The following is a 23,916-nucleotide window of genomic DNA, read 5'->3' on the forward strand; positions in this document are numbered from 1 at the left end:
TATATATACTTGTATATGAATGCATAAAACTATTTCATAGCGTGTAGACCGTACAGAATGCCTATAGGCTATAAAGTAGTTACAGATACAAATATTCTTACATAGGTATAGGAAACTTGAGCGAAAAGCTCACTAGATTAAATAGGAGTGTATATGTTAATACAAGATAAACATGCAGTAGAGCAACGGTTGTTAATTCAATCGGCTATACTCATGTCATTTGTGGCCATTGGTGGCACTATGATGGGGGTCTTTAGCGGATCCAGTGCCATCTTATTAGATGGAGTAGTGTCTTTTATTGCCGTGATTATTAAGGTGATGATGATCATTACATCCAGATTAGTATCAAATGAAACAAGCAAACGCTTTCAGTTTGGCTATTGGCAGTTTGAACCCTTAGTGTTGATTGCAGAAGGTAGTTTTACCTTGCTGATCGTCAGTTATGCCTTTTTATCGGGACTGACGGATTTATTGGGTGGCGGTCGTGCTGTTCATGTGGGACCTGCTATCATCTATGCTACGATTTTTACCATTGCTGATACGTGCTATTATTTCTATGTGCACCAAATCAATAAAAAATTGCAATCTAATTTGGTAAAATTCGATAATATTAGCTGGTCCATCGATGCTATGTTAGAAGCTGGGATTTTAGTTAGCTTTTTAGTGGCTTTTGGGTTAGAACATTTTGGCTATGCAGAATGGGCGGTCTACGTGGATCCTATTGTGCTTATTATTTTATCGTTACAAATGATGCCGTCTGCTTTAAAAATTATCATTCCATCGGTAAAACAAATTATGGGTGTGGCACCTTTGAAACTGCATAATCGAATCCAATTTATTATGGATTCTTTCATGGAAAAGTATAAATTTAAAGATTATGTCACTAGTGTACAAGCCTATGGGAATGTAAAAATGATTGAAATCGATATTTTAATTCCTAAGAATTTCCCAAAACAAACCATTGTGGAATTAGATGAAATTCGCAATGAAATTGACCTTGCCATTGGTGGTGACCCTGCAGAGAAATGGGTGACGATCACATTTACAGCTACGAAAAAGTGGATGGCAAAAGATTATTTATTAGATGAAGAAGATGAAGATTAATAATTATCTTCCGATGAGGAGACAACAGTGGATTATGTATTGACCATCATGGAGACCTATGGGTATGTAGCCATGTTTATTTGCATGGTGCTAGAAAATGCGAACATTCCGATTCCTAGTGAAATTATTTTAGGGTTCGCAGGGTATTTAGTATTTCAAGGCGTATTTGATTTGAATACGGCTATTATTGTAGGTGTTGTAGCGGGTATTGTGGGTTCTGTATTATCCTATTGGCTGGGGGAATATGGTGGCAGACCTGTATTGATGAAATATGGGAAATATATCTTATTTAGTGAAGATAAATTTAGTTCTGCAGAAAAATTGTTCAATCGCTATGGTGGTGCCGCTGTGTTTATTGGCCGTTTATTACCAGGGGTGCGTACATTTATTTCCTTCCCTGCAGGAGTGGCTAAATATCCGATGACCCCCTTTGTGATTTGGACTACTTTGGGCACAATCCCTTGGACTATCTTGCTAGTTTGGCTAGGTATGAAATTAGGAGAACATTGGAAAGACTTAATTGAGTATAATCATGAACTATTAATTGCTATGATTGTAGTCTTTGTAATAGTAGCTGTAGTATATGGTTTGAAATATTGGAAACGTCGTAAACAATAGGGAGATGCTTATGAAATTACATCGTGTAACCTATGTAGTATTTCTCTTTTTCTTAGGAGTTTATGTACTAGGGAACCATCTATTACCAGTGTCGGATCCAGTAGAGTCGAATTACGCTTTAACCGCAAAAGAGATGGTCCTTTCCGGAGATTGGTTGTCCCCACAAATTTATGGGCACTATTGGTTTGATAAACCAATTATGATTTATTGGTTATTGAGTTTGTCCTATTCTGTATTCGGCATGACAGATTTTGCAGCTCGTTTTCCATCAGGTCTTTTTGGGGCTTTATCAGTAGCCTTGGTTTACCAAGGAGTGCGCACCCTAACAGGGCAACGATTAAGCGCTTTGTTATCAGCATTCATATTAGGCACATCTCTCATTGTGTGGACCATTGCCCATGGTATCATCACAGATATGGTGTTGTTATTTGCTACGGTAGGTACTTTTTATTACGCCTATCGTGGGCTACTAGTTAAGAATCCATGGTATATGGCAGTAGCCTATGGCTTTGCGGGTATTGCAGTATTGACGAAAGGCCCCGTAGGGCTGGTATTACCGGGATTATTGTTTCTGATTTATGCAGGGGTTAAACGATCTTGGTCTATGGTGAAAGCTTTATTTCCATGGCAAGGTCTCCTCGTATTCTTAGCTATAGTCTTGCCTTGGTATGGATATATGTACCATACTCATGGTATGGAATTTATCAATGGGTTTTTAGGACTTCATAATGTAACGAGAGCAACCCAATCTGAACATCCTGAGGTAAACCATTGGTGGTATTATCTACCTATTTTCCTAGGGGGCTCTCTCCCTTGGACGGGGGCTATTCTATATGGTATGTATCGGGGTTGGAAAACAAGAACTGATGCCTATCTATTTACCATGATTATGGGATGGGGAACGATTGTATTTTATACAGCTATGGCGACAAAATATCCGACTTATGCCTTTATTTCGGTGATTCCTTTCAGCTTGTTAGGAGCTTTTGGGATTATTTCTTTGAAAGATGCCAGTCACCGTGCTTGGTGGTGGGTATTAGGACCAACTTTAATGTTATGGTGGGCTCTTGGGATTGGAACATTCTTTGCACCTTGGGGCTTTTGGTGGATTCTTCGAGCTGTTGTAGTAGGTCTTACCTTATTTCTAGGTGGATGTTATTGGTATCGGAAACGATTGATGATGCCTTTCACAGTGGGGATGGGTACCTTGGTAGTACTAGGTATTGTGCTTATGGAAGGGGTGGTACCATTCTTGGGCTTGCGTTCTTCTGTGACCTATCATGAACAGATACGCAGCTTTCATGGACCTGTGTATTATTATGGGGAATATGCGGCGTCAGTGCCGTATTATTTAGATGTGACACCCGTGCGAGTAGAGCCTAGTCCAGAACGATTGGCGAAGTATAATGTACAGCGCAGTGCGAAGTGGAACGGTAAGAATGTGATGCCTCAAATTGAGGAACAAGAGTTATTTAAACGCTTGCAATCTGGGGAACGGATGCTCATAATTACCAATAAAAATTATGGTAAAGAATTAGAGGAATCTTCAGTAGGTCAATATTTAGAACGTGATGAAAGTAGTTCTAAGGTAGTACTATTGCATTCCAAATAGTGAGGTATCTATGTCAGTAGAACGATTGATGCGACAATTAAAAGGATTTTCCAGTCCCTATGTGTATAATCCTTGGAATGATTTTGATGAACGCTATGATACTAATCAGAGAGCGAGCTCCATTCGGAGAAAACAGTTACAAGCCTATTTGGAGCAGCGATTAGATCGCGCCAAAATTCTTATCATTGCAGAAGCGGTGGGCTATCAAGGAGGACGATTTACAGGGATTGCCATGACCTGTGAAAGAATGCTCTTAGGGCATCACCCTACAGTAACCCCATCTATGGTGTTTACTGAATTGGAGCCGAAACGAACTAGTAATCCAAAGAGCGAGTATATTATAAAACCGACACAAAAAGAAAAGGGCTTTAATGAGCCTACTGATTCTGTGGTGTGGAATGCTATGTTAGAAGCTAATATAGATCCTTATGAAGTGGTGTTGTGGAACATTTTTCCATTTCATCCCTTTAAAGGAATAGATGGCTTGACGAACCGGACTCCTACAAAGCAAGAATTAGACTTAGGGTGGACCTATACGGAACAGCTCTTAGATTTGTTCCCTAGGGCACAGATCCTTGGAGTGGGTCAAAAAGCGAGTCTTACACTCAGTGACTATGGTATAGATGTACAAGCAACCTTGCGCCATCCGGCCAATGGAGGAGCGGGGTTGTATAAAGAACAGTTTAGGGAATTTCTTGAGGAAAAGCTGAAAGCTTAATAGGTAATGCAAAAAAGTGAAAAGCCGCAGCGCTTCTGAAAACTGCCCTACGCGAAAGTTTTCAGTAAGCACTACGGCTTTTCTTGCGGTGGATTAAAAAATAGAGGAAGGTTGATATGGCTCAACTTTCCTCTATTTTATTTGGAGCTTATTTTGTTGTAGCTCCCTTTATGGAAATTTAGGGGAAGCTTAGTTATAGGTTCTTTTGTATTGGCAGTGTGTGCAATACTTGGATAACTCTTTGTAATTCTTCTTCTGTGTGTGCAGCGGTGACGGTTAAGCGCAATCGTCCAGTGTTGACAGGGACTGTGGGAGGGCGAATGCCACTGAGGATAATGCCTTCTCGTTCACATAGGCGACTGGCTTCTACTGTATCTTCGTTAGAGCCGATGATGATAGGAAATATCGGTGTATCATCGCTGCTAGGGATTCCTAGTGATTGCAAGGCGTTGTGCATATATTCTGTATTGCTTCGCAGTTTTTGATATACACTAGGGTTCTCTGCTAATACTTCTAGGGCGCCAATGCTAGCCCCAATGTCAGCAGGGGACAAAGCGGTGGCAAAGATGAAGGGACGACTGTGGTTAATGATATAGTCGATGATGGTTTGGCTACCGCAGACGTATCCTCCGATGGACCCTAAGGCTTTACTCATAGTGCCAGTGATGATGATACGTGGGTTTTCACAATGAAAGTGATGCGCTGTGCCACGGCCTTCACCAATGACGCCAGTAGCATGAGCATCGTCTACTATAAGTAGGGCATCGTACCGTTCTGCAAGTTCCAATAGTTCAGGTAAGGGAGCTATATCCCCATCCATGCTGAACACTCCATCAGTGATGATAAAACGCATACCATAGTGCTTAGATTGGCTTAATGAGGATTCTAGACCTGCCAGATCCTTGTGAGGGTAGACTTGTACTTTAGCGCCACTGAGACGACATCCGTCGATGAGGCTAGCGTGATTCAATTCATCACTAAAAATAATATCTCCTTTATGAACTAGGGCAGAGATTGTTCCTAGATTTGCCATAAACCCAGCTGTGAAAGTGAGTGCCTTTTCACAGTCTTTCCACTGTGCAAGACGGGTTTCTAGTTCTTGAAATAAAGGAAAAGAGCCAGAGGTAAGACGAGCGCCACCAGAGCCAGTACCATATTGTTGGATGGCCTGTAAGGCTCGATCTTTCACGTGGGGATGATGGGTTAAGCCTAGGTAATTATTTGATGCCATCATTAGATAGGTGGAACCTTCATACATAACATGAGTAGCATCGATAGGAGTATAGGTGCGAGGAGAACGAAATTGTGATTCCTCTTGGCGCTTGACTAAGGCTTCGGAGTATCGATTAAACATGGTGAATCCCTTTCGTTGTGACCCACGTAGGAGTGGATGTAAAATACTGTATTACTTCTTCTATCGGTGCATCGTCAGTGATAAAGAAGGCACGACCACCGATAGGACTACCATAGACTTTCATAGGGCTTAACCGATGGTAGGTAGTGCCATAGGACACATAGCCTGTCGTATACTCTGGATCATCGGACCAACACAGTTCACCTAGTACGTAAGGGGATGCGAGGACCTTGCTTGCTAGGATGAGAGCCTCCCTAGAATGGATGGAAGAACAACCATAATATTGCAAATGGTGGTGTATGTCTGTATCTGATTCGGCATCCATACGGGACACGCGTACTGTTTGGGGGTATACCTCACCAGTAGTAGCATTGACGAGCCAAGCTCCGCTTACAGTTTCTGTATTTTCTCTGAGTGTTGAAAAAGCAGTTAGAATCGCCTGTTCGTGAATCTGCGCTTGTTGCAATAGTTGGGTAGCTACCTGATGAGATTCCTCGATTGTTTCTGATTCTGTAGTAGCCACCGTGAGAGCAGGGACTTTCATGATGGATTCGTCAGGAATCTCATCAATTTGTAAATTGATAAAATCTGGACGACCTTTGCTGTGCTGCAAAGCTCGTTGTAAAAATTCTTCTGAAATGCGTGATAAGGACTCTAGAGAAACGAGACGTTCAGCTCCAGAAATATGAGAACCGCCTTGTTCATGAGGGCCACCCTTAGCAGCGCGCATGCGAATGCTGTAGACCATAAGAGACTAACCTTGTTTTACTTTCAAAGTCGTAGCCAAACGAGGTAGTCGGTGTAAGATGCTGTAGAAGATTGGGCTCACGATGACTGTGAAAATCATGCCAGGGACTGCCATGACAAGCATAGGAATGACCATTTTGCCAAAGGACAAACCAATGGTGATACGGGCGATAGCAGACGCAATAGGACCAGAGATAAGAATGGACCACATGCGGTTTTTACCAATCCATAAGATGAGCCCTACGATGAGGCGGAATTGCATGGCAATGGCAACGTTTAATAAGTTTTGCGTGCCCAATACAAGACCAATCAAGCTAGAAAGACAACCGCAGATGATGTATTTGCGGAACCCAAAGGCAGCGCAAATGGCTACTGCCAAGGGAGCAGATAATTGGAACTCTACACCGGGAATTAAGTTGGGAATCTTGATACCTCCCAAAATTGTCATCATCGCCGTTAAGATACCGATCTCTGCAATTGTGTGAATACTTACATTTTTCATTTTGTGACCTCCTATTGTAAACTTTCAAAAACCTTACTTCGTTTACATTATAAAGCGCAATTGCAGTTAGTGCAATATTCAATTGCAAATTTTTGTGACACATCACGAGGGACCTCAGTTGCTTAGGTTGGATTTTCTATAGTATAATAAAGATAATTATTTTGATCGGCTTATGAACCTTATGGGTTCCCAAATGTTTCACAGTAGAAGTATGTATAGAGGGTATATGCTTTGCTGTGTAGAAGAATGTGACATAGATAGTGAGAAAGGTTTCTCACAGTGTTTTACTGTATGAATACGAACAGAAATAGATACTTATTTGTGCTTACATGCCGATACATGCTCAACCATCAGCGGATGGAATTAGATAGTCTTGGACTATGGTAGTATGTATAGACAGTACGACTATAGTCCCGTAGGAGGAAATTTTGAATACACAAGAAGAAAGAACAACGGTAGCTGCACCAACAGGTGAAGCTACGCAACAACGACCACGTCCGACAACACGTACACGTCGCACAACGGGTCAAAATCGTCGTGCTACTGTGAAAGCGGATGGGGAACGTACCAGTCGTCCGCGTCCACAAGGCGATAATGGCGAGCGCCGTCAATCTAATCGTGGTCCGCGTAAACCACAACGTGCCAATACAACTGTGGAAAAACATGAACAAATAAATCGTTCCCATGCGCGAAAAGATAAATTGCAAATCATTCCATTAGGTGGCCTAGGTGAGATCGGTAAAAACATGACCATTTTCCAATATGGCGATGATATTGTCGTGTTAGATGCGGGATTAGCATTCCCAGAAAATGACATGTTAGGGGTAGATATTGTAATCCCTGATATGAGTTATTTAATCGAGCATAAAGATAAAGTACGTGCTGTGGTGATTACTCATGGTCATGAAGACCACATTGGATCCTTGGCGTATTTATTAAAAGAAGTGAACGTACCTGTGTATGCTACGAACTTAGTATGTGGCTTGATTGAAGGTAAATTAAAAGAACATCATGTAAAAGCTAAAAAATTACAAGTTGTAAAAGCTGGTGATGAGTTTAAAATTGGCTGCTTCAAAGTGGGCTTTATTCAAACAAATCACTCTATTCCAGATGCATGCGCCATCTTCTTAGAAACTCCAGTAGGTACTGTGGTACATACGGGGGACTTCAAAGTGGATCAAACTCCTGTAGATGGGAAATTGATGGACGTTCACAAGTTTGCAGAACTTGGTAACAAAGGCGTATTGGCGCTTATGTCCGACTCCACTAATGTGGAAAAGCCAGGGTTTACTCCATCTGAAAGTTCTGTAGGACCAGCGATTATGCGTGCTGTCGCAGAAGCTACCGGTCGTGTTATTTTAGCTACTTTTGCATCTAATGTGTCCCGATTGCAACAAGCTATTGATGCAGCGGTAGCCACAAAACGCAAAGTAGTGGTATTAGGTCGTTCCATGGTAAATGTTACAGAAATCGCTCAAGAGCGTGGTTACTTAACAGTGCCAGAAGGAACTATCATCGGTGATGATGAAATGAATCGCTATCGTGCTGATGAAATTATGATCTTAACAACGGGGTCTCAAGGGGAACCAATGGCAGGTCTATCTCGTATGTCTACAAACAATCACCGTACCGTAGAGATTACACCAAATGATACTGTTATCATCTCCGCTACACCAATTCCAGGTAACGAAGCGGCCGTAGGACGTACTATCGATAACTTATTGCGCCAAGGTGCTCATGTAGTATACGGCAAGGATCGTGGTATTCACGTATCTGGTCATGGTAGTCAAGAAGATTTAAAAACTATGTTGAATTTGGTGAGACCTAAATTCTTTATCCCAGTTCATGGTGAATACCGCATGTTGAAAAAACATGGTGAACTGGCTGTGTCCATGGGGATTGTAAAACCTAGCAATGTCTTGGTAGGTGATAATGGACAAATTTTTGAGTTTACTACTCGTACAGGTCGTTTAGCAGGTCGTGTGCCAGCTGGTAAAGTCTTTGTGGATGGATTAGGTGTAGGCGATGTAGGTAACATCGTTATCCGTGATCGTCAGCAATTAGCGCAAGAAGGTATGGTTGTGGTTGTTATGGCAATGGACCGTGCTTCTGGTACGATTGTAGCGGGACCAGATATGTTATCTCGTGGCTTTGTGTATGTTCGTGATGCAGAAGAATTATTAAGTGAAGCACAACGTCGTGTAGATGCAGCAGTAGAGAAATGTGAAATGGATCATATCAAAGATTGGACAACGATCAAAACTGTGGTGCGTGACACATTAGGAAAATTCTTCTATGAAAAAACACGTCGTCGCCCAATGATTCTACCAATCATTCAAGACGTATAGAGAATATGATATAATAGGCATATGACGAAAGTCATATGTCTATTTATTGTATTGGCATAGAACTATGTTGAACCTTTGGGGAGAGACATAGTATGGGGTTAGTATATGAATCAAACAAGTACAAAGTCCGTCGTAGAGTCTGGTATCTTAACGGCATTGATGATTGTCTTTGCCATGATAGGTCTCAGTGTACCTATGCTTGGATTTTTTGGATCTATTTTTGTGCCTATGACGATTGCCATTGTAGGTGTACGTCATGGTTTTCGCTGGAGCCTATTATCTGTTGTATCAGCGATTATAGCCATTGCCTTTTTATTAGGACCTTTGACGGCCATAGTAGAAGGGGGAGTCTTTGGTGTGATTGGTATTTTAATCGGTTATGGATTAAGCAAGCACTGGTCGATTTCTAAATTGTTGATGATTCCTGCTGTGGTATTAATGCTAGCAGTAGTAGTTCAGTTTTGGGCATCCGCTTTGGTGATGCAGGTAAGTCCTACAGAGATGTGGTCATCTTTGGAAGAACAAATTACAGTATCCATGCAAGATATGTATGTGCAGCAGGGGCTTTCAGAGGAACAAGTGACAACGGCGATGATCGCCTTACAAGATCAAATTGAAATCATGAAAAAAGTATTGATTGCAGGTTTATTTTGCTCTGGTGTGGCTATTTCTTATATTATCAATCGTCTTACGTATATTGTGCTCAGTCGTATCGGTACTTACCATATTCCTGAAATGCCTACTATTAAAGGTTGGCGTGTACCAGATTGGGCATTACATATCTTTTTAGTGGGTGTTATTTCTTATTTTGTGAAACAATATATTCCGCTCCTTGAATATGTAGGCTATAATTTGATGTACTTAGGTGGTATAATGCTATTTATACGAGGTATATCTTGTGCTTGGCGTATTAGTAAAAGTTATCATCCACCGAAGTTTGTACCGTGGATTGTACTAGGTTTATTTATTATGATGTCACAGTCCGCCGCTATATTAGGAGCTCTAGATGTGTTCTTGCACCTAGAGGAACGATGGGGCAGACGAAGTGAGTGAAATTAGAGGAGGTAGTATGGATATACAAACTGAATACAGTTCTATTGAAATTACTGCTGCCGTTCTCATTCTTATCTTATTAGGTATTATTTTCTATTTGAATTGGCAACTAGCCATGTTGGCTTGTATAGTGGTAATCGCTGCGTATTTGTACGTGGGACGTACCATTCGAAGAGGACGACATTTTAGAAAAGCTCAATTTGACTGTATGGCGAAAGGAATTACGCAGGCCTCTACCTTTGCGCTACAAAACTTGCCAGTAGGTATTGTTATCATCGATGAACATAATGTTATCTGCTGGAGTAATAGCGTATTTAGAGATTGGTTGCCCAGTGATTCTGATAAAACAATGAAATTAAGTGGATTTATTCCTACCTTGCGGATTGATAAATATTGGGGCAAGTCTGGGTTCTTTCACGAGGAAATTGATGGTAAGTATTATCGCGTACTTTACAAAACCTTGGTAGCACCAAAGTCTAACTATTCTGATGTAAAGAGTGATGAATTAGAGTCTTATATGGCATTTTACTTTGATGATATTACAGATATTGAAGCAGAAAAACATAAGGCTATTTCTATGCTGCCAGCTCTTGGTTTCATTGCTATGGATAATATCGAAGATTTGCGTTCTGGCTTGAGCGATATTGAATATACACAATTGTGGTCTGATATGAACCGATTGATTGTGATGGAAATCGATCAACATGATGGTTTTATTCGGAATGCTACAGAAGATACGTATACCTTTAGTATTAGTAAGGCTGCCATGTTGCACATGATGGAATCGAAGTTTAGTTTATTAGATAAAATTCGCGCTTTAACTACATCGAAACATATCCCTCCAACCATCAGTATGGGTATTGCTTTGACAGAGGATACTGTGAAAGTACAAGGAGAAAAGGCAAAAGCTGCCTTGGAGATTGCTTTAGGACGTGGTGGCGACCAAGTTTGCGTATACCATGGTGAAGAAGTCAAGTTTTTTGGCGGAAAATCATCAGGAAATGAAAAGAATACTCGTGTCCGTGCTAGGGTCGTATCTCATGCATTGCATGAAATTATGTTGGATTCTGATCGTGTGCTTGTGATGGGTCATGATCGGGAAGATTATGATAGTATTGGTGCTTCTGTAGGCGTAGCAGCGATGGCAAGAGCTCTTAAGAAACCCGTGCATATTGCCTTGAGTTCGCATCCTACAGCAGTTCGTAAATTAGTAGAAGTATTGGTAGAACATCCAGATTTTCAAGGTCTAATTATTGATGAAGAAGAAGCAGCTCAGTTTGTAACAGATAATACAGTTGTGATTGTGACAGATGTGCATCGTTCTGAGATGGTGGCAGCTCCATCAGCTTTGAAAAAGGCAAATCGTCGTGTTGTCATCGACCATCATAGAAGGGGTTCAGACTTTATTGAGTCTCCATTATTGACCTATTTGGAACCATCTACATCATCTACTAGTGAACTGGTAACAGAGTTAATTCAATATTTCCCAGAACATGTAGAGATTAAGCATATTGAAGCTAGTGGTTTATATGCGGGTATTGTAGTAGATACAAAAAACTTTGTGGTCCAAACAGGGGCGCGCACCTTTGAAGCAGCCTCTTTCTTGCGCCGATCAGGTGCAGATGTATCTTTAGTAAGACATTTATTTATGGATAGCTTTGAAGGTATGCGTATACGTTCTGCTATGCTAGCGTCTGCAGAAGAAATAGAAAATATGGCTTTTACAGAGGCACCGCAAGATGCGAAGAATGCAACAGTGATAGCAGCTCAAACAGGTGATAAATTAATCACGCTAGAGGGTATTGAAGCTAGTTTTGTATTTTATGTATTGCCAGATGGTGGCATTGGAGTCAGTGCTAGGTCACAAGGCAAGTTAAATGTACAGTTAATTATGGAATCTGTCGGTGGCGGAGGTCATCGTACCGTGGCGGGCGCTCAGATTTACAATATGTCTATGAAAGAGGCGCGCCAATGGGTGACTGAAGTAGCCGTATCCCATATGACAGAATTACAAAGAGAAACGAAGGAGGACTTAACATGAAAGTAATTTTATTAGAAGATGTTAAAAAAGTTGGTAAACGTGGCGAAATCATAGAAGTTTCTGAAGCTTATGGTCGCAATGTGCTTATTAAAAAAGGTGTTGGACTTGAAGGAACTCCTCAGAATTTGAACAACGCGAAACAAAAATTGGGGGCTCAAGCTCATAAAAAACAAGTGGACTCTGATGAAGCTACTGTATTGGCTAGCCAATTGTCGAAAGTATCTATTACAATCCCTGTAAAAATGGGAGATGGTGGCCGTGTATTCGGTTCTGTAACAGGTAAAGATATTTCTGATGCATTGCAAGCGCAAGTAAAAGTTGATGTAGATAAAAAGAAAATTGACTTAAAAGAGCCAATCAAAACATTGGGTACTCATGAAGTGTTAATTCGAGTGCATCCAGAAATTACAGCTAAGATTACTGTAGAAGTAGTTGCAGGTTAATAGAAAGAGGGGCTAGGCCCCTCTTTTTTGCATAAAATATGTAATTGTATATAGGGAGGGTATGTATGTCAGGACGGATACCACCGCATAGTATAGAAGCAGAACGAGCCGTACTAGGAGCTATTTTGCTCAATAAAGATGCCTTTGATGCAGTTAGCTCTATTGTAAAAGCAGAAGATTTTTACAGTGATAATCATCGAGTAATTTATGAAGCGATTGCTAGTATTGTAGGAAAAAATCAGCGAGCAGACTATGTTTTATTATCTGAAGAATTAAAAAAATCCCAAAAATTAGAGGCTGTAGGAGGTATTTTATACCTTACAAATCTTACAACAGATATTGTAGATGTATACAATGTAGAAGATCATGCAAAAATTGTGAGAGATAAAGCCCATTTGCGTAAACTTATTCATGTAGCGAATGCAGTGGAATCTATGGCCTATCGTGAAGAAGAAGAGACAGAAGATATCGTCAATCGAGCAGAACAAATGGTATTAGATGTAAGCGGCACCACCAAAGGAGAATCCTCGTTTAGTTCTATGCGAGATGTGGTGTATGAAACGATTGATCGTATCAATGAATTACAACGGCATAAAGGGATACTGACTGGCGTATCTACGGGATTTAAAGACTTAGATAACTTAACTAGTGGATTGCAAAAATCGGATTTAATTTTAGTAGCAGCCCGCCCTTCTATGGGTAAAACAGCATTTACATTGAACATTGCTCAAAATGTAGCTATGAAATCGAAGAAAAATGTAGCCTTTTTCTCTCTAGAAATGTCTAAGACACAGCTTGTAGCCCGTGTGTTGGCAGCTGTGGCAGGTATTAACTCTGGACGAATCCGGAATGGTCAATTGAGTCAAGAAGATTGGGGAAAAGCAATTAGTGCCTTGAATGATTTAGCAGAAGCTCCCTTATATATTGATGATACTTCAGGTTTGACGCCACAGTTAATGAAGAAAAAATTGCGCCGTTTAATTCAAGAGCATGGTGAATTAGGACTTGTGGTGGTGGACTATATTCAGCTCATGGAAAATGGCGGTAAAAAAATAGCGGATAATCGCCAACAAGAAGTATCTGCCATTTCTCGACAATTAAAAATTATGGCACGAGAATTTAATGTGCCATTGATTGCCTTGTCGCAGTTAAGTCGTGGTGTGGAAAGCCGAGCCGATAAAACGCCGATGTTAAGTGATTTGCGTGAATCTGGTTCTCTAGAACAAGATGCGGATATCGTTGCTTTCTTGAATCGTGAAAATTATCAAGATACAGAAGATACTAGTGATGGTGTAGAAACACAAGTTATCATCCGTAAGCATCGTAATGGTGAGTTAGGGATTGTAAAACTATGGTTTGAAGGGGCATATACACGGTTTAGAGATCTGGCGTATCGTGAAGATGACCCTTGTATATAGAAGTAGGAGGGAGAGCTAATGAAAGAGACTTGGAAACGTATGCTGTGTGCAGCAGTGTTGACTATGGGTATTACATCTACAGGAATACTCACAGTAGAAGCTCATGGATTGTGGGAGGCTCTTGGTAAAAGTGTATTAGGAGGCATTTCTGTGCATCAACATTTGAGTGACCTAGACAATACAGAAAAAGGGCAACAAGAAATGTTGGAAAAAACAAAAGACCGTACAGGCGTTTATGATAATTACGCCTATCAAATGCGAGCGAAGCGTATTGTGGATGAGCTTTCAAAATCACCTCATGTGAAACGCAGTTATGTGGTGTACGTTAACCCAGATGAAGATTTCAATGCATTTATGACCTTTGGTCGAGTTATGTCTATTAACAAAGGCACTATGGATTTACTAGATGATGATGCTTTAGCGGCAGTAATTGGTCACGAGTTAAGCCACGGTGAGCATAAAGATTTAGTAAATGGAGCCAAAAAAAGTAGTATTTTATCTACCGTTATTGGAGCGGCTACCTTTAATTCAGGAGATTTAGGCCAAATTGCGGCTGGACTTACGGGAAAATATTTAGATAGCCAAGTATTTACGATGTCCCAAGAAAAAATGCTGATGAATTAGGATTCATGATATTGTCGGATTCCTCCTTCAATGTAGGTGGGGCAGCTCTTGCCATGGAAGTGATTAAAAATAAATACGGCGATACGTATCGTGAGGGATTTGGTAAAATTTTAAATCCTAATGATCATCCCAAAACATCGCAACGAGTATTGGATAATTTACAACGCTTATATGCATATTCTGGAAATCATGTAAAAGTAGAACAACAAACCGTAATGATCAATGGAAAACCTGTGTATGAAGGTACTCCAAAAGGTAATTATACGGCACCTATGCGAGCTTATTTAGTAGCTGGTAAACTAGCTAGATTATATCACGATAATACTATTGGTGGTGCTCGTGTAGATGGCTCTACAGTGGCTATTGGTTCTACTAATATTGTGACTATGCCAACCTATGATGCAGCCTTTGAAATAGCAAAACAAATGAATGCAGCTATTAGTGATGAGTCTGGTGTAGTAGCAGATAATAATAAGAAAGACAAAAAGAACAAAAAAGACAAAAAAGATAAAAAAGATAAGAAATAAAGAGTACATAAAACTAACCGTTATAGTAGACTATACAATAGGTCATTATTATCGATAGATATCGATAGAGAAAAACGATAAATATAGATGTTCTTTTATGGAATTCGATATAGATATGAATATATATGAACTTATGAGGAAGAACATAAGTGAAGCATAACTAAAAGTAATGATTGCTTTAACCTTATAAAATAGCTATTTTTAGGTTATTTTTTAAAGGAATTAATTAAATTATCTCTTAACTATGCATATATGATAAGAGTAAAACGCCTATAACAAGGGGATTTCTATTCCATGTGGTGTACATGTGTGCTATAATTTACGTATCAAGAGTAGTGACAATCTGTTGAGGAGTACTACAAGATGTCACAATTTATTTTATGGTTAGGGAAAGAGGTTTTAAAGATGGGAAATTTTGTTTACATCCAAGAAGAAAAACTTAACGCATTCTGTCAAGACGCATTTGAAGGATTTGGCTTCAGCCCTGAAGAAGCTAGCATCATTAAAGACGTATTGATGATGTCCGACATGTACGGTATTCAATCCCATGGTATGCAACGTGTAGTTCGTTATCATAAAGGTATTGAAAAAGGTCTTATCAATATTAAAGCAAAACCAGAAGTAGTATTCGAAACTCCAGTATCTGCAGTTATCGAAGGCCATGACGCAATGGGTCAATTAGTTGGTCATTTCGCTATGGAATTAGCAATTAAAAAAGCTAAAGAATCCGGTATCGGTATCGTATCTGCTCGTAACTCTAATCACTATGGTATCGCTGGTTACTATGCTGATCTTGCTTTAAAAGAAGGCCTAATCGGTTTCTCTTGCACTAACTCCGAAGCAATCATGGTTCCTACATTCGCTCGTAAAGCAATGCTTGGTTCCAACCCAATCGCTTTCACAATGCCAGCTGAACCATACAACTTCTTCTTCGACGCATCTACTACAGTAGTAACTCGTGGTAAATTAGAAATGTACAACAAATTGGGTAAAGAATTACCTAACGGTTGGGCATTAAATAAAGACGGTAAAGCATCTCAAGATGCTGCCGAAGTATTGGGCAATATCTCTGACCACGTTGGTGGCGGTATCATGCCTTTAGGTGGCAACACTGAACAATTAGGTTCCCACAAAGGTTATGGTTACGGTATGCTTTGCGAAATCTTCGCATCCATCTTCTCTCAAGGTGGTACATCCAATAAATGTATGACTGGTGGCCGTTCGAATATTTGTCATGGTTTCATGGCTATTAACCCAGCTATCTTCGGTAACCCAGAAGATGTTAAAAAACACTTCTCCACATTCTTACAAGAACTTCGTGAAGCTCCTAAAGCTGAAGGTGCTGAACGCATCTACACTCATGGTGAAAAAGAAGCAGAAGCTATCGAAGTTTGCCGTAAAGAAGGTGTGCCAGTTATCGACAAAACTGTGGCAGAATTGTTCGACGTATGTAACTTGTTGAAATTGGATCCTAAAAAATACTTCGGCGACTATGAACCACCTAAAGCAGTTGCTTCCAACTACTAATTTGCAGTTCAATAGCTGACAATTACAAATCTTTATCGATGCAGAATCAGTAGTTTTGTATCCCTAAGGAATACTTCTTAGAGACTGGTAACAGTCAACATCTTTGAACATATGAGAGAGGGAATCTGTGGATTTCCTCTCTTTTTGTTTATATCACACTGTGCGTATGCTAGAATTGAATTACAGTGATTCACACTATAGAAAGGGATTGTTAATATGGATATATTTTTAGCAGTCTTGCCGATCCTATGGCTTATCGTAGCATTGGCAGTATTAAAAATGCCTGCATGGAAAGCATGTTTGGCAGCAGCAATTGGTACATATATTTTAGCTGTATTCTACTATGGAGAAAATGCATATATTATGTACACAGGAGCTATGGAAGGTGTAGCTCTTGCAGTTTGGCCAATTCTTTTGGTTATTACAGCAGCAATTTTTACATATCAATTAGTAGTTCATACAAAAGCTATGGAAACTATTAAAGTTATGTTATCTTCCGTAACTAGTGATATGCGTATCTTAGCCGTATTGTTAGCATGGGGCTTTGGTGCTTTCATGGAAGGTATGGCAGGTTTCGGTACAGCCGTTGCTATTCCAGCAGCGATGATGGTAGCAGTAGGATTTGATCCATTGAAATCCATCTTGGCTTGTTTAGTAGCAAACTCCGTACCAACTACATTTGGCTCTATTGCGATTCCAACAACAACATTGGCATCTTTGACTGGTCTACAACCAGCTGAATTGGGTACATTCATTGCAGTGCAATTATTCTTCTTAAACGTAATTACTCCATTCTTCATCGTAGGCATCATTGCGGGCGGTGTGAAAGCAATTAAAGGTGTATTTGTACAAACTTTATTAGCTGGTTTAGCATTGGCGATTCCTGAATTATTGATTAGCATGTATGCAGGTGGTCCTGAGTTAGCCGTTATGGGTTCTTCTATTGTAATCATGGGTGTGATTATTGCTATCGCAAAATTAATGCCTGTTAATGATCCAGAATACAAAGTTGAAACTGGCGCTGCACGTACAGTGTCTGCTAAAGAAGGTTTAATTGCAGCATCTCCATTCATTTTGATTTTCATCTTGTTAATTGGTACATCTAAATTGGTGCCAGCTGTATATAGTGCTTTGATGGTATTTAAAACATCTGTACCTATCCATGCTGGTGTAAATGCAAAACCTTACACATTCGTTTGGATTGCGACTCCTGGTATCATGATTTTCATTTCCGCTTTAATTGGTGGTTTTATCCAAAAAGCAGGTCTTGGAACTCAAAAACAAGTATTAACTAATACTTTCAAAACTTTGAAATTAACGTATGTAACAATCATTTCTGTAGTAGTAACTGCAAAATTGATGACATACTCTGGTATGACTGGCATGATTGCGAATGCATTAGTAGCTGCTACCGGTAGTATGTACCCTGCATTTGCTCCTGTAATTGGTGCATTGGGTGCCTTCTTGACAGGTTCTGGTACAAATGCAAACGTATTGTTCGGACCATTGCAAACAGCAGCGGCTCATCAATTGACACCTGGTCATGATACATTAGCATTGTGGTTGGCAGCAACTAACTCTGGTTCCGCTGGTGTTGGTAAAATGTTCTCCCCACAAAGTATTGCGATTGCCATCGGTGCCGTAGGTCCTGCTCTTAACACATTCATCGAAGAACACAAAATCGATGCACAAAAAGCTGACCAATTACGTCATTCCATCGATGCAAGTTCCATCATGGTTCATGTGTCTAAATACTTCTTGTTATACTTAGTTATTTCTGGTATTTTTGCTTACTTTGGTCAAGAGTTCTTCCCACAATTGGAAGGTATCTTAACATTAGTTAAACACTAATTACCATCTAGCATACTAAAACAGATAAAGAGACAACATTTCGGTGTTGTCTCTTTTTGTATTTATTGAGTTTATATAGTTTGAAATAGCTTTCACTATGATATATTAATATTTGTATATAAATGAGGGAATACATGTATGTAGCAGAGATTAAAACTTCATCTAATATTCATTGTAACTTCATGGTTGGCTCATATTTTTTTCATGCTTTTTTCATATATAAAAGGTAAGATATAAGCAAGTTAGAAATAACGAATATTCCTTAATAGAAAAACAAGACACGATGCATCGGGCACGTGAAGGAGGAGATTATGAAAAAAATGTTTCGTTTAGGAGCTGCTGTGATGGCTCTAGGTGCAGGACTTATGATGGCGAGTGGGGTAGCGAATGCAGCAGATACCACTATGATGAATACTATGTCTGTGAAAGCAAATCCTAATGAAATGATGATTGTTATGCCTATGAATAGTATGGACAAAATGCCTATGGCTATGATGACTGGCATATCTAAAGATTCTATGAGTATGATGAATGACAATGCTATGATGAGTCAAAAACAAATGGCTAAGATGGGTACCTGGAATGGTGTAGGCAGTGTTATGCCGAGCATGATGGATATGAAACAAGTAGACTATAAAGGGGCAGTAACAACATTTATGTCCATGTATCCTAATGCACAAGTCACATCTATTTCCTATGATGGAAAACATCATCCTATGTATGAAGTGGAAGGATTTAGTAATAGTCAAAAAATGGAAATGCATATGACTGAAGCTGGTGAAGTGATGGGTACAGAAGTAACATCCATAAAGCATGATATGAAATCTATGCATATGAAAAAAGATAACATGATGAAGTCTATGGATATGAAACATGGGAAGATGATGAAAGATAACTCTATGATGCATGGACAAGGTATGCCAAGCATGGAAGGTCATATGATGGCAAAAGCTTTCAATGTAAATGATATTATCATGCCAGAAGTAGCTGAAACAAAAGCTCAAGAAAAAGTGGGTGGCATGTATCAAGCGATAGAGTGGACTGTGGAGAAAGAGCATGGTCGTTTAATGTATGAAATGGATATGATCGATGGCAGTGGTAAAGAAGCTGAAGTCAAAGTAGATGCAATGACTGGTGAAGTTATCAATGTAAAAATGAAAACTAGCAAATACTAATCTTAGTATTATTCTCCTTAAACTCCCTTACTATATAAATACAAATAACACAAACATAACACAAACAATATAAACAATATAAATACTCCCTTTTTTAAGACGTCACTGGCTTCGTTATGAAACCAGTGGCGTTTCTTTTACTTAGCAAAGGGAAGAGCACGACATATTCCTCCACAAACTGATACTACGTTAGGTTTGCTCCGGAACATGTCGTGCTCTTCTAGTATTACTTTATTTAGACAAAAAAGGAACGCCACTGGTGTTCTACACGCAACGGCGTTTCTTAGGGAATTGATAATTATTTTAATCTATATCAACGAAATGTAAAAATGCGCTATACTATAAATATAGAAGATCTATCAACGTGAGTTGGGCTCATCTCTTCCTAATCATTGGGAGGAGGTAATACTATGACACCATTCGAGTTTTTTAGTTTACTAATACAATTTGGAATGTTGGTTATAGCATTTTTAACTTACTTAAATATGTCAGTGAAAAGCCTAACGTCAAGATAAGTATTGCAAGTACTTAACACGTTAGGCAAATCAAATTTCTAGTATTTGAGATGAGCCTAACGCCTAAGACACGTTGATGGCTCTTCTTTTATTATGTTTAGTGTAACATAGTTTGTTGCGTAAGGCTACTTATTTTATTATAGGTGGTACTCTATTATGAATGACATATAATATTGCCATAGTATATACATGAATGAATTTGTCAAAATATAGTGCAACCAATATAGGTAGATGGTACCTTAAAATGACCGTTTGCCTAGTTTTGGGTGCTTACATGGTTTTAGTGTATATCGATCGATGATACGGCACGCTTCGTCTAGGGTTAGGTCTTCTTTTGTAGGCCCTTGTTCGAATATGCATCGAGGGTCGCTGGAGCCAACTTCTCCGGCGGGTAGGTATAGGTATTCTGAGTTATGAGGGTCACCAAAGATGTACCCTGCTTGTAAGTGTTCTTTGTGGATACGGCTCATGGTATCTCCTTCATCATAAAATTAGCAGCATCTGCTGAGACTAAGTGTAATTGTGTATGCCCCCAATGAGAAGGTATTTTTTGAAATGATGCTTTGTCATGTAAATGACCAAACACGCAGTGATCTACTTGGTACTGTTCTAGTAGGTCCGTAAATCCATTGGCATGATTTTCTAAGGTGGGTGGATAGTGCAGTAACAGTATGCGTGTTATCTGAGATGGGTCATCACCACTTTCAGTAATAGCAGTTTCCATAGCGTCTAGAGCTGCTTTAGTACGTATTAATTCCCGCTCATAGATGTGGCGGTCATCAGCTTCTTTAAAGAAAGGGTCTTGTGGATAGATATAGCCTTTCGTGCCGCCGAAGGCGATACCATTATGGTACAAACCTCTACCTTGTAAGAATGTGATACGTCCTTCCATAAGAGTATTCATTTTTTGTAGACTTGTCCACCAATAATCGTGATTGCCACGAATCATAAACTTTTTCCCAGGCAGGGTCGCAATGGTATCTAGATCTACCTTTGCATCACTAAGGCGCATAGCCCAAGACATATCACCTACTAGAAAGACTAGGTCATTAGGATCAATATGTTCTCGCCAGTGTGCTTGGATACGTTCCCAGTGGTTATCCCAGTGTGGACCGAAGATGGTCATAGGTTTTGTTGGTGGTTGCCCAGATAGGTGTAAATCGCCAATGGCAAAAACTTTCATTAAACCTCCAAAGAATTGTGTAAATATGGTTGTATATGACGGATAACCTCTAAGGCGCGTGTTTCATGACACACTTGTGAAATTCCATAACCGATGAAAAGCGGTGATGTTATATAGCGTGGTACAATTTTTAGATAGTGATAACCGTCATTTATATCGTAGAAAAATAGATTATAAGATTTTACATATTTAGAAAATCCTTCTAATACATAGCGTAAGATACGTTGTAAATATTTGGCTAATATGGATGTATCTAATTGTGGATCAAACCGCATATTAAATTCAAAGAATCCATGGATAGGACGATTAGATAAAGTCATGCGCAGACCATCCTTTTCATAGATGAGCCATCCTTCAAAATGTTCTCTGTGAATATCTTCACGGTAATCATAGTCCTCTAGGCCAATGATTTGGCTGTGAGGGTGATAAATAGAGCCTCCAGACATGGGGCCGTAATTTTTAAAGAATAAGACAGAGGTAAAACGAGGGTCGGATTTTACCTCCTCCCATTTCATTCGCCCAAACTCTAAAATATGGACCGCATCTAACAAGGGTAATTTAGAATATTCTGTATGCACATGTGGTGACGTTTCAATAATAACAGTAGGCCATGTGTGTTCCAATACAGGGTATTTATTCATAAGCCAAATGATAGACCCAGATGTATCTAGTATATCAGTTAATTGCGAGGGTTCGCAAAATGGGCAGTGCCCGTCGCGATTGTGCATGCTGTTGGGCTTTGTTTGTCCCAGAGCAATATCAAAAATTAATGGTTCTTTCATAGTTCACCTCACTATTACTATAGTATCATAGGGGGCGAGGTTTATGAAAGTGTGAAACATGATATAATAAAAAAGAATAGGAGGAACTATGAGACCTACAACATTATGTTTTCCAAAACGGGAGAATTTATTTTTATTAGGACGTAAAAAACGCGGCTTTGGAGCCGGCTATTATAATGGATTTGGTGGTAAAATTGAGGATGGTGAAAGTTTCCGTGCTTGCGCCGTGCGAGAAGTCTTCGAAGAAGTATCCTTACTGGTGAAAGAAGAGGACCTACAGGCAGTGGCGCTATTGGACTTTCAGTTCCCTTACTCACCGGAGTTGAGTCATATTAGTTATGTATATATGGTAGAACAATTTCAAGGTATTCCTTTGGAATCAGAAGAGATGGAGCCTCATTGGTTTACGTTGGAGAACACTCCCTTTGACCATATGTGGGCTGGTGATGAAGAGTGGATTCCACGGGTTTGGCGTGGCGAGAAGTTGAAAGGTATCATTACTTTCAAAGAAGATAATAGTACGATAGAATCCATGCAATTTATAACTGTAGAAGAGGTGCTAGAAAGCGACGATGTAGACCGTGTGACGGCTTGGATATATGAGGGCATGAAGTGAAACAAGTAGAACAGCAAAGCCAAGTGGCATGGACACAGCATTTATTAAATTGGTATGATGTGCATAAGCGTGACTTACCTTGGCGTGAAAGTAAAGACCCCTATCGTATTTGGGTGTCGGAAGTGATGTCTCAACAAACCCGGATTGAGGCCATGCGTCCTTATTTTGAAAACTGGGTGTTGCAATTTCCAACACTTGAAAGTTTAGCTAGTGCCGAAGAAGATACAGTGGTTCGGGCATGGCAAGGTTTGGGGTATTATTCTAGGGCTCGTAATTTGCATCAAGGTGTGAAAGAAGTGGTAGAAACCTATGGGGGACAAGTACCGAGATCACGGAAGGAAATGGAATCTTTAAAAGGCGTAGGCTCCTATACAGCTGGGGCAGTGCTCTCCATTGCGTATAACCTTCGTGAACCTGCTGTCGATGGGAATGTACTTCGTGTCTATGCTCGTCTATACAATATCCACGAAGATATTTTAGGGACCGTAGGGAAAAAAGTGATTACTTCCTTGGTAGAGGATACTATGCCCTACGATCGACCAGGCGACTTTAACGAAGCCCTTATGGACTTTGGTGCATCCATTTGTATTCCCAAAACACCTCGTTGTGAGTCTTGCCCATTAGTACAGGATTGTAAGGCAAAAGCAGAAGGCACGGAACAAGTGTTACCTATACGGATTAAGAAAACAAAGGTACAATCTGTCCAATTATACGTAGGGATTATTTCTACAGTAGATGGGTACTACCTATTGCATCGAAGACCCAAAGAAGGATTGCTGCAGAATATGTGGGAGTTTCCCAGCGTAGAAGGTGGCACAGCAGAGAGTCGCAAAGTAGAATTAATTGAGGGGTTACAATCCATTGGGGTTACCGTCACTATGGAACGACCTATGGCAAAGGAAGTGACCCATATCTTTAGCCATCGCAAATGGACGATGAAAGGCTATCGAGGGGAAGCGACAGAGGTGGCAATCGATATGCCGAATCCAATCGTGTTGGAAGGTGATGAAGCGGTGCAACAAGCTGTAGCAGAAGGTCAGATTATTCCTCTGAAGGAGGATTGGATTCTCTGTCGTAAAGAGGCCTTTCACGTCTTACCTTGGGCAGGACCTCATGGTAAATTCATTGATCTTTGTTAATCTATACCGAGGAGTGATA

At 40.0% G+C, this 23,916-nt stretch carries 23 protein-coding genes; 17 read left to right on the forward strand and 6 right to left on the reverse strand.

Annotation, left to right across the window (positions count from 1 at the left end; translation table 11 throughout):
• Positions 1–153: 153 nt before the first annotated feature.
• Genes HMPREF9200_RS02260 through HMPREF9200_RS02275 form a run of 4 tightly spaced genes read left to right on the forward strand, consistent with a single transcriptional unit; the run spans position 154 to position 4,052 of the window.
• On the forward strand, positions 154–1,104 hold the full coding sequence (locus tag HMPREF9200_RS02260; RefSeq protein ID WP_009353188.1) for a cation diffusion facilitator family transporter: 951 nt from the start codon (positions 154–156) through the stop codon (positions 1,102–1,104).
• A gap of 27 nt (positions 1,105–1,131) precedes the next feature.
• The gene (locus HMPREF9200_RS02265) at positions 1,132–1,722 is read left to right on the forward strand and encodes a DedA family protein (RefSeq protein ID WP_009353189.1); all 591 of its coding nucleotides are present in this window, start codon (positions 1,132–1,134) and stop codon (positions 1,720–1,722) included.
• A 10-nt stretch (positions 1,723–1,732) separates the two neighbouring features.
• Positions 1,733–3,334, forward strand: coding sequence for a glycosyltransferase family 39 protein (locus HMPREF9200_RS02270; RefSeq protein WP_009353149.1), 1,602 nt, complete (start codon positions 1,733–1,735; stop codon positions 3,332–3,334).
• 10 nt (positions 3,335–3,344) lie between these two features.
• Complete coding sequence (locus HMPREF9200_RS02275) at positions 3,345–4,052, forward strand: uracil-DNA glycosylase (RefSeq protein WP_009353160.1); 708 nt, start codon at positions 3,345–3,347, stop codon at positions 4,050–4,052.
• A gap of 193 nt (positions 4,053–4,245) precedes the next feature.
• Here the strand turns inward: HMPREF9200_RS02275 and bioF are convergent, their stop codons facing one another.
• Genes bioF through HMPREF9200_RS02290 form a run of 3 tightly spaced genes read right to left on the reverse strand, consistent with a single transcriptional unit; the run spans position 4,246 to position 6,655 of the window.
• Positions 4,246–5,406: an 8-amino-7-oxononanoate synthase gene (gene bioF, locus HMPREF9200_RS02280; protein ID WP_009353150.1), complete on the reverse strand. Its 1,161-nt coding sequence runs from the start codon at positions 5,404–5,406 to the stop codon at positions 4,246–4,248.
• The gene (locus HMPREF9200_RS02285) at positions 5,399–6,154 is read right to left on the reverse strand and encodes a 6-carboxyhexanoate--CoA ligase (RefSeq protein ID WP_009353159.1); all 756 of its coding nucleotides are present in this window, start codon (positions 6,152–6,154) and stop codon (positions 5,399–5,401) included. The genes bioF and HMPREF9200_RS02285 overlap by 8 nt, the downstream gene beginning before the upstream one ends.
• A 6-nt stretch (positions 6,155–6,160) precedes the next feature.
• Positions 6,161–6,655 carry a hypothetical protein gene (locus HMPREF9200_RS02290; RefSeq protein ID WP_009353210.1) on the reverse strand — a complete coding sequence of 165 codons (495 nt, stop codon included), beginning with the start codon at positions 6,653–6,655 and terminating at the stop codon, positions 6,161–6,163.
• A gap of 428 nt (positions 6,656–7,083) precedes the next feature.
• On the opposite strand from HMPREF9200_RS02290, the gene HMPREF9200_RS02295 reads away from it, so the two are divergent.
• From HMPREF9200_RS02295 to HMPREF9200_RS09175, 11 genes are all read left to right on the forward strand, one after another.
• Positions 7,084–9,003: a ribonuclease J gene (locus HMPREF9200_RS02295; RefSeq protein WP_009353164.1), complete on the forward strand. Its 1,920-nt coding sequence runs from the start codon at positions 7,084–7,086 to the stop codon at positions 9,001–9,003.
• A 105-nt stretch (positions 9,004–9,108) separates the two neighbouring features.
• Positions 9,109–10,056 carry a YybS family protein gene (locus HMPREF9200_RS02300; protein WP_009353182.1) on the forward strand — a complete coding sequence of 316 codons (948 nt, stop codon included), beginning with the start codon at positions 9,109–9,111 and terminating at the stop codon, positions 10,054–10,056.
• A 16-nt stretch (positions 10,057–10,072) separates the two neighbouring features.
• The gene (locus tag HMPREF9200_RS02305) at positions 10,073–12,097 is read left to right on the forward strand and encodes a DHH family phosphoesterase (protein WP_009353187.1); all 2,025 of its coding nucleotides are present in this window, start codon (positions 10,073–10,075) and stop codon (positions 12,095–12,097) included.
• A complete protein-coding gene (rplI, locus tag HMPREF9200_RS02310) occupies positions 12,094–12,540 on the forward strand; it encodes a 50S ribosomal protein L9 (protein ID WP_009353218.1) in 447 nt (148 codons plus the stop codon). The genes HMPREF9200_RS02305 and rplI overlap by 4 nt, the downstream gene beginning before the upstream one ends.
• Positions 12,541–12,605: 65 nt before the next feature.
• Positions 12,606–13,958 carry a replicative DNA helicase gene (dnaB, locus tag HMPREF9200_RS02315; RefSeq protein ID WP_009353230.1) on the forward strand — a complete coding sequence of 451 codons (1,353 nt, stop codon included), beginning with the start codon at positions 12,606–12,608 and terminating at the stop codon, positions 13,956–13,958.
• Positions 13,959–13,976: 18 nt separating this feature from the next.
• Positions 13,977–14,582 (forward strand): M48 family metalloprotease, encoded by a 606-nt coding sequence (locus HMPREF9200_RS08000; RefSeq protein ID WP_009353225.1) that lies wholly within the window; start codon positions 13,977–13,979, stop codon positions 14,580–14,582.
• Positions 14,583–14,587: 5 nt separating this feature from the next.
• On the forward strand, positions 14,588–15,109 hold the full coding sequence (locus tag HMPREF9200_RS08005; protein ID WP_009353217.1) for a hypothetical protein: 522 nt from the start codon (positions 14,588–14,590) through the stop codon (positions 15,107–15,109).
• Positions 15,110–15,514: 405 nt separating this feature from the next.
• Complete coding sequence (locus tag HMPREF9200_RS02325) at positions 15,515–16,636, forward strand: Ldh family oxidoreductase (RefSeq protein WP_038144517.1); 1,122 nt, start codon at positions 15,515–15,517, stop codon at positions 16,634–16,636.
• Positions 16,637–16,843: 207 nt separating this feature from the next.
• Complete coding sequence (locus HMPREF9200_RS02330; protein WP_141558178.1) at positions 16,844–18,487, forward strand: L-lactate permease; 1,644 nt, start codon at positions 16,844–16,846, stop codon at positions 18,485–18,487.
• Between the two features lie 311 nt (positions 18,488–18,798).
• Positions 18,799–19,662, forward strand: a complete 864-nt coding sequence (locus tag HMPREF9200_RS08010) for a PepSY domain-containing protein (protein ID WP_009353205.1) — start codon at positions 18,799–18,801, stop codon at positions 19,660–19,662.
• Positions 19,663–20,072: 410 nt separating this feature from the next.
• Entirely contained in the window at positions 20,073–20,177 is a 105-nt protein-coding gene (locus HMPREF9200_RS09175) for a putative holin-like toxin (protein ID WP_369688074.1), read from the forward strand.
• Positions 20,178–20,416: 239 nt separating this feature from the next.
• On the opposite strand, the gene HMPREF9200_RS08930 is transcribed toward HMPREF9200_RS09175, so the two are convergent.
• The 3 genes from HMPREF9200_RS08930 to HMPREF9200_RS02350 are packed head-to-tail and all read right to left on the reverse strand — an operon-like array spanning position 20,417 to position 22,142.
• Entirely contained in the window at positions 20,417–20,647 is a 231-nt protein-coding gene (locus HMPREF9200_RS08930; RefSeq protein WP_038144502.1) for a hypothetical protein, read from the reverse strand.
• Positions 20,644–21,360 (reverse strand): metallophosphoesterase, encoded by a 717-nt coding sequence (locus HMPREF9200_RS02345; RefSeq protein ID WP_009353234.1) that lies wholly within the window; start codon positions 21,358–21,360, stop codon positions 20,644–20,646. The genes HMPREF9200_RS08930 and HMPREF9200_RS02345 overlap by 4 nt, the downstream gene beginning before the upstream one ends.
• The gene (locus HMPREF9200_RS02350; protein WP_009353168.1) at positions 21,360–22,142 is read right to left on the reverse strand and encodes a DUF4931 domain-containing protein; all 783 of its coding nucleotides are present in this window, start codon (positions 22,140–22,142) and stop codon (positions 21,360–21,362) included. Before HMPREF9200_RS02350 ends, HMPREF9200_RS02345 begins: the two co-directional genes overlap by 1 nt.
• Positions 22,143–22,230: 88 nt before the next feature.
• On the opposite strand from HMPREF9200_RS02350, the gene HMPREF9200_RS02355 reads away from it, so the two are divergent.
• Both HMPREF9200_RS02355 and mutY read left to right on the forward strand, forming a co-directional pair.
• Positions 22,231–22,758: an 8-oxo-dGTP diphosphatase gene (locus HMPREF9200_RS02355; RefSeq protein WP_009353156.1), complete on the forward strand. Its 528-nt coding sequence runs from the start codon at positions 22,231–22,233 to the stop codon at positions 22,756–22,758.
• Complete coding sequence (gene mutY, locus HMPREF9200_RS02360) at positions 22,755–23,897, forward strand: A/G-specific adenine glycosylase (RefSeq protein ID WP_009353197.1); 1,143 nt, start codon at positions 22,755–22,757, stop codon at positions 23,895–23,897. The genes HMPREF9200_RS02355 and mutY overlap by 4 nt, the downstream gene beginning before the upstream one ends.
• Positions 23,898–23,916 lie beyond the last annotated feature (19 nt).

This window comes from Veillonella sp. oral taxon 780 str. F0422 (assembly GCF_000221605.1).
GTDB lineage: Bacteria > Bacillota > Negativicutes > Veillonellales > Veillonellaceae > F0422.

Excerpts from the sequence above, each read along its gene's own strand:
- HMPREF9200_RS02290 (WP_009353210.1), bottom strand. The coding sequence starts at position 6,655 with ATGAAAAATGTAAGTATTCACACAATTGCAGAGATCGGTATCTTAACG.
- HMPREF9200_RS08000 (WP_009353225.1), top strand. The coding sequence starts at position 13,977 with ATGAAAGAGACTTGGAAACGTATGCTGTGTGCAGCAGTGTTGACTATG.
- HMPREF9200_RS08010 (WP_009353205.1), top strand. The coding sequence starts at position 18,799 with ATGAAAAAAATGTTTCGTTTAGGAGCTGCTGTGATGGCTCTAGGTGCA.
- HMPREF9200_RS02275 (WP_009353160.1), top strand. The coding sequence starts at position 3,345 with ATGTCAGTAGAACGATTGATGCGACAATTAAAAGGATTTTCCAGTCCC.
- HMPREF9200_RS02325 (WP_038144517.1), top strand. The coding sequence starts at position 15,515 with ATGGGAAATTTTGTTTACATCCAAGAAGAAAAACTTAACGCATTCTGT.
- HMPREF9200_RS09175 (WP_369688074.1), top strand. The coding sequence starts at position 20,073 with ATGACACCATTCGAGTTTTTTAGTTTACTAATACAATTTGGAATGTTG.
- HMPREF9200_RS02305 (WP_009353187.1), top strand. The coding sequence starts at position 10,073 with ATGGATATACAAACTGAATACAGTTCTATTGAAATTACTGCTGCCGTT.
- HMPREF9200_RS08930 (WP_038144502.1), bottom strand. The coding sequence starts at position 20,647 with ATGAGCCGTATCCACAAAGAACACTTACAAGCAGGGTACATCTTTGGT.
- HMPREF9200_RS02345 (WP_009353234.1), bottom strand. The coding sequence starts at position 21,360 with ATGAAAGTTTTTGCCATTGGCGATTTACACCTATCTGGGCAACCACCA.
- HMPREF9200_RS02355 (WP_009353156.1), top strand. The coding sequence starts at position 22,231 with ATGAGACCTACAACATTATGTTTTCCAAAACGGGAGAATTTATTTTTA.
- HMPREF9200_RS08005 (WP_009353217.1), top strand. The coding sequence starts at position 14,588 with ATGATATTGTCGGATTCCTCCTTCAATGTAGGTGGGGCAGCTCTTGCC.
- HMPREF9200_RS02300 (WP_009353182.1), top strand. The coding sequence starts at position 9,109 with ATGAATCAAACAAGTACAAAGTCCGTCGTAGAGTCTGGTATCTTAACG.
- rplI (WP_009353218.1), top strand. The coding sequence starts at position 12,094 with ATGAAAGTAATTTTATTAGAAGATGTTAAAAAAGTTGGTAAACGTGGC.
- HMPREF9200_RS02270 (WP_009353149.1), top strand. The coding sequence starts at position 1,733 with ATGAAATTACATCGTGTAACCTATGTAGTATTTCTCTTTTTCTTAGGA.
- HMPREF9200_RS02285 (WP_009353159.1), bottom strand. The coding sequence starts at position 6,154 with ATGGTCTACAGCATTCGCATGCGCGCTGCTAAGGGTGGCCCTCATGAA.
- dnaB (WP_009353230.1), top strand. The coding sequence starts at position 12,606 with ATGTCAGGACGGATACCACCGCATAGTATAGAAGCAGAACGAGCCGTA.
- HMPREF9200_RS02260 (WP_009353188.1), top strand. The coding sequence starts at position 154 with ATGTTAATACAAGATAAACATGCAGTAGAGCAACGGTTGTTAATTCAA.
- HMPREF9200_RS02350 (WP_009353168.1), bottom strand. The coding sequence starts at position 22,142 with ATGAAAGAACCATTAATTTTTGATATTGCTCTGGGACAAACAAAGCCC.
- bioF (WP_009353150.1), bottom strand. The coding sequence starts at position 5,406 with ATGTTTAATCGATACTCCGAAGCCTTAGTCAAGCGCCAAGAGGAATCA.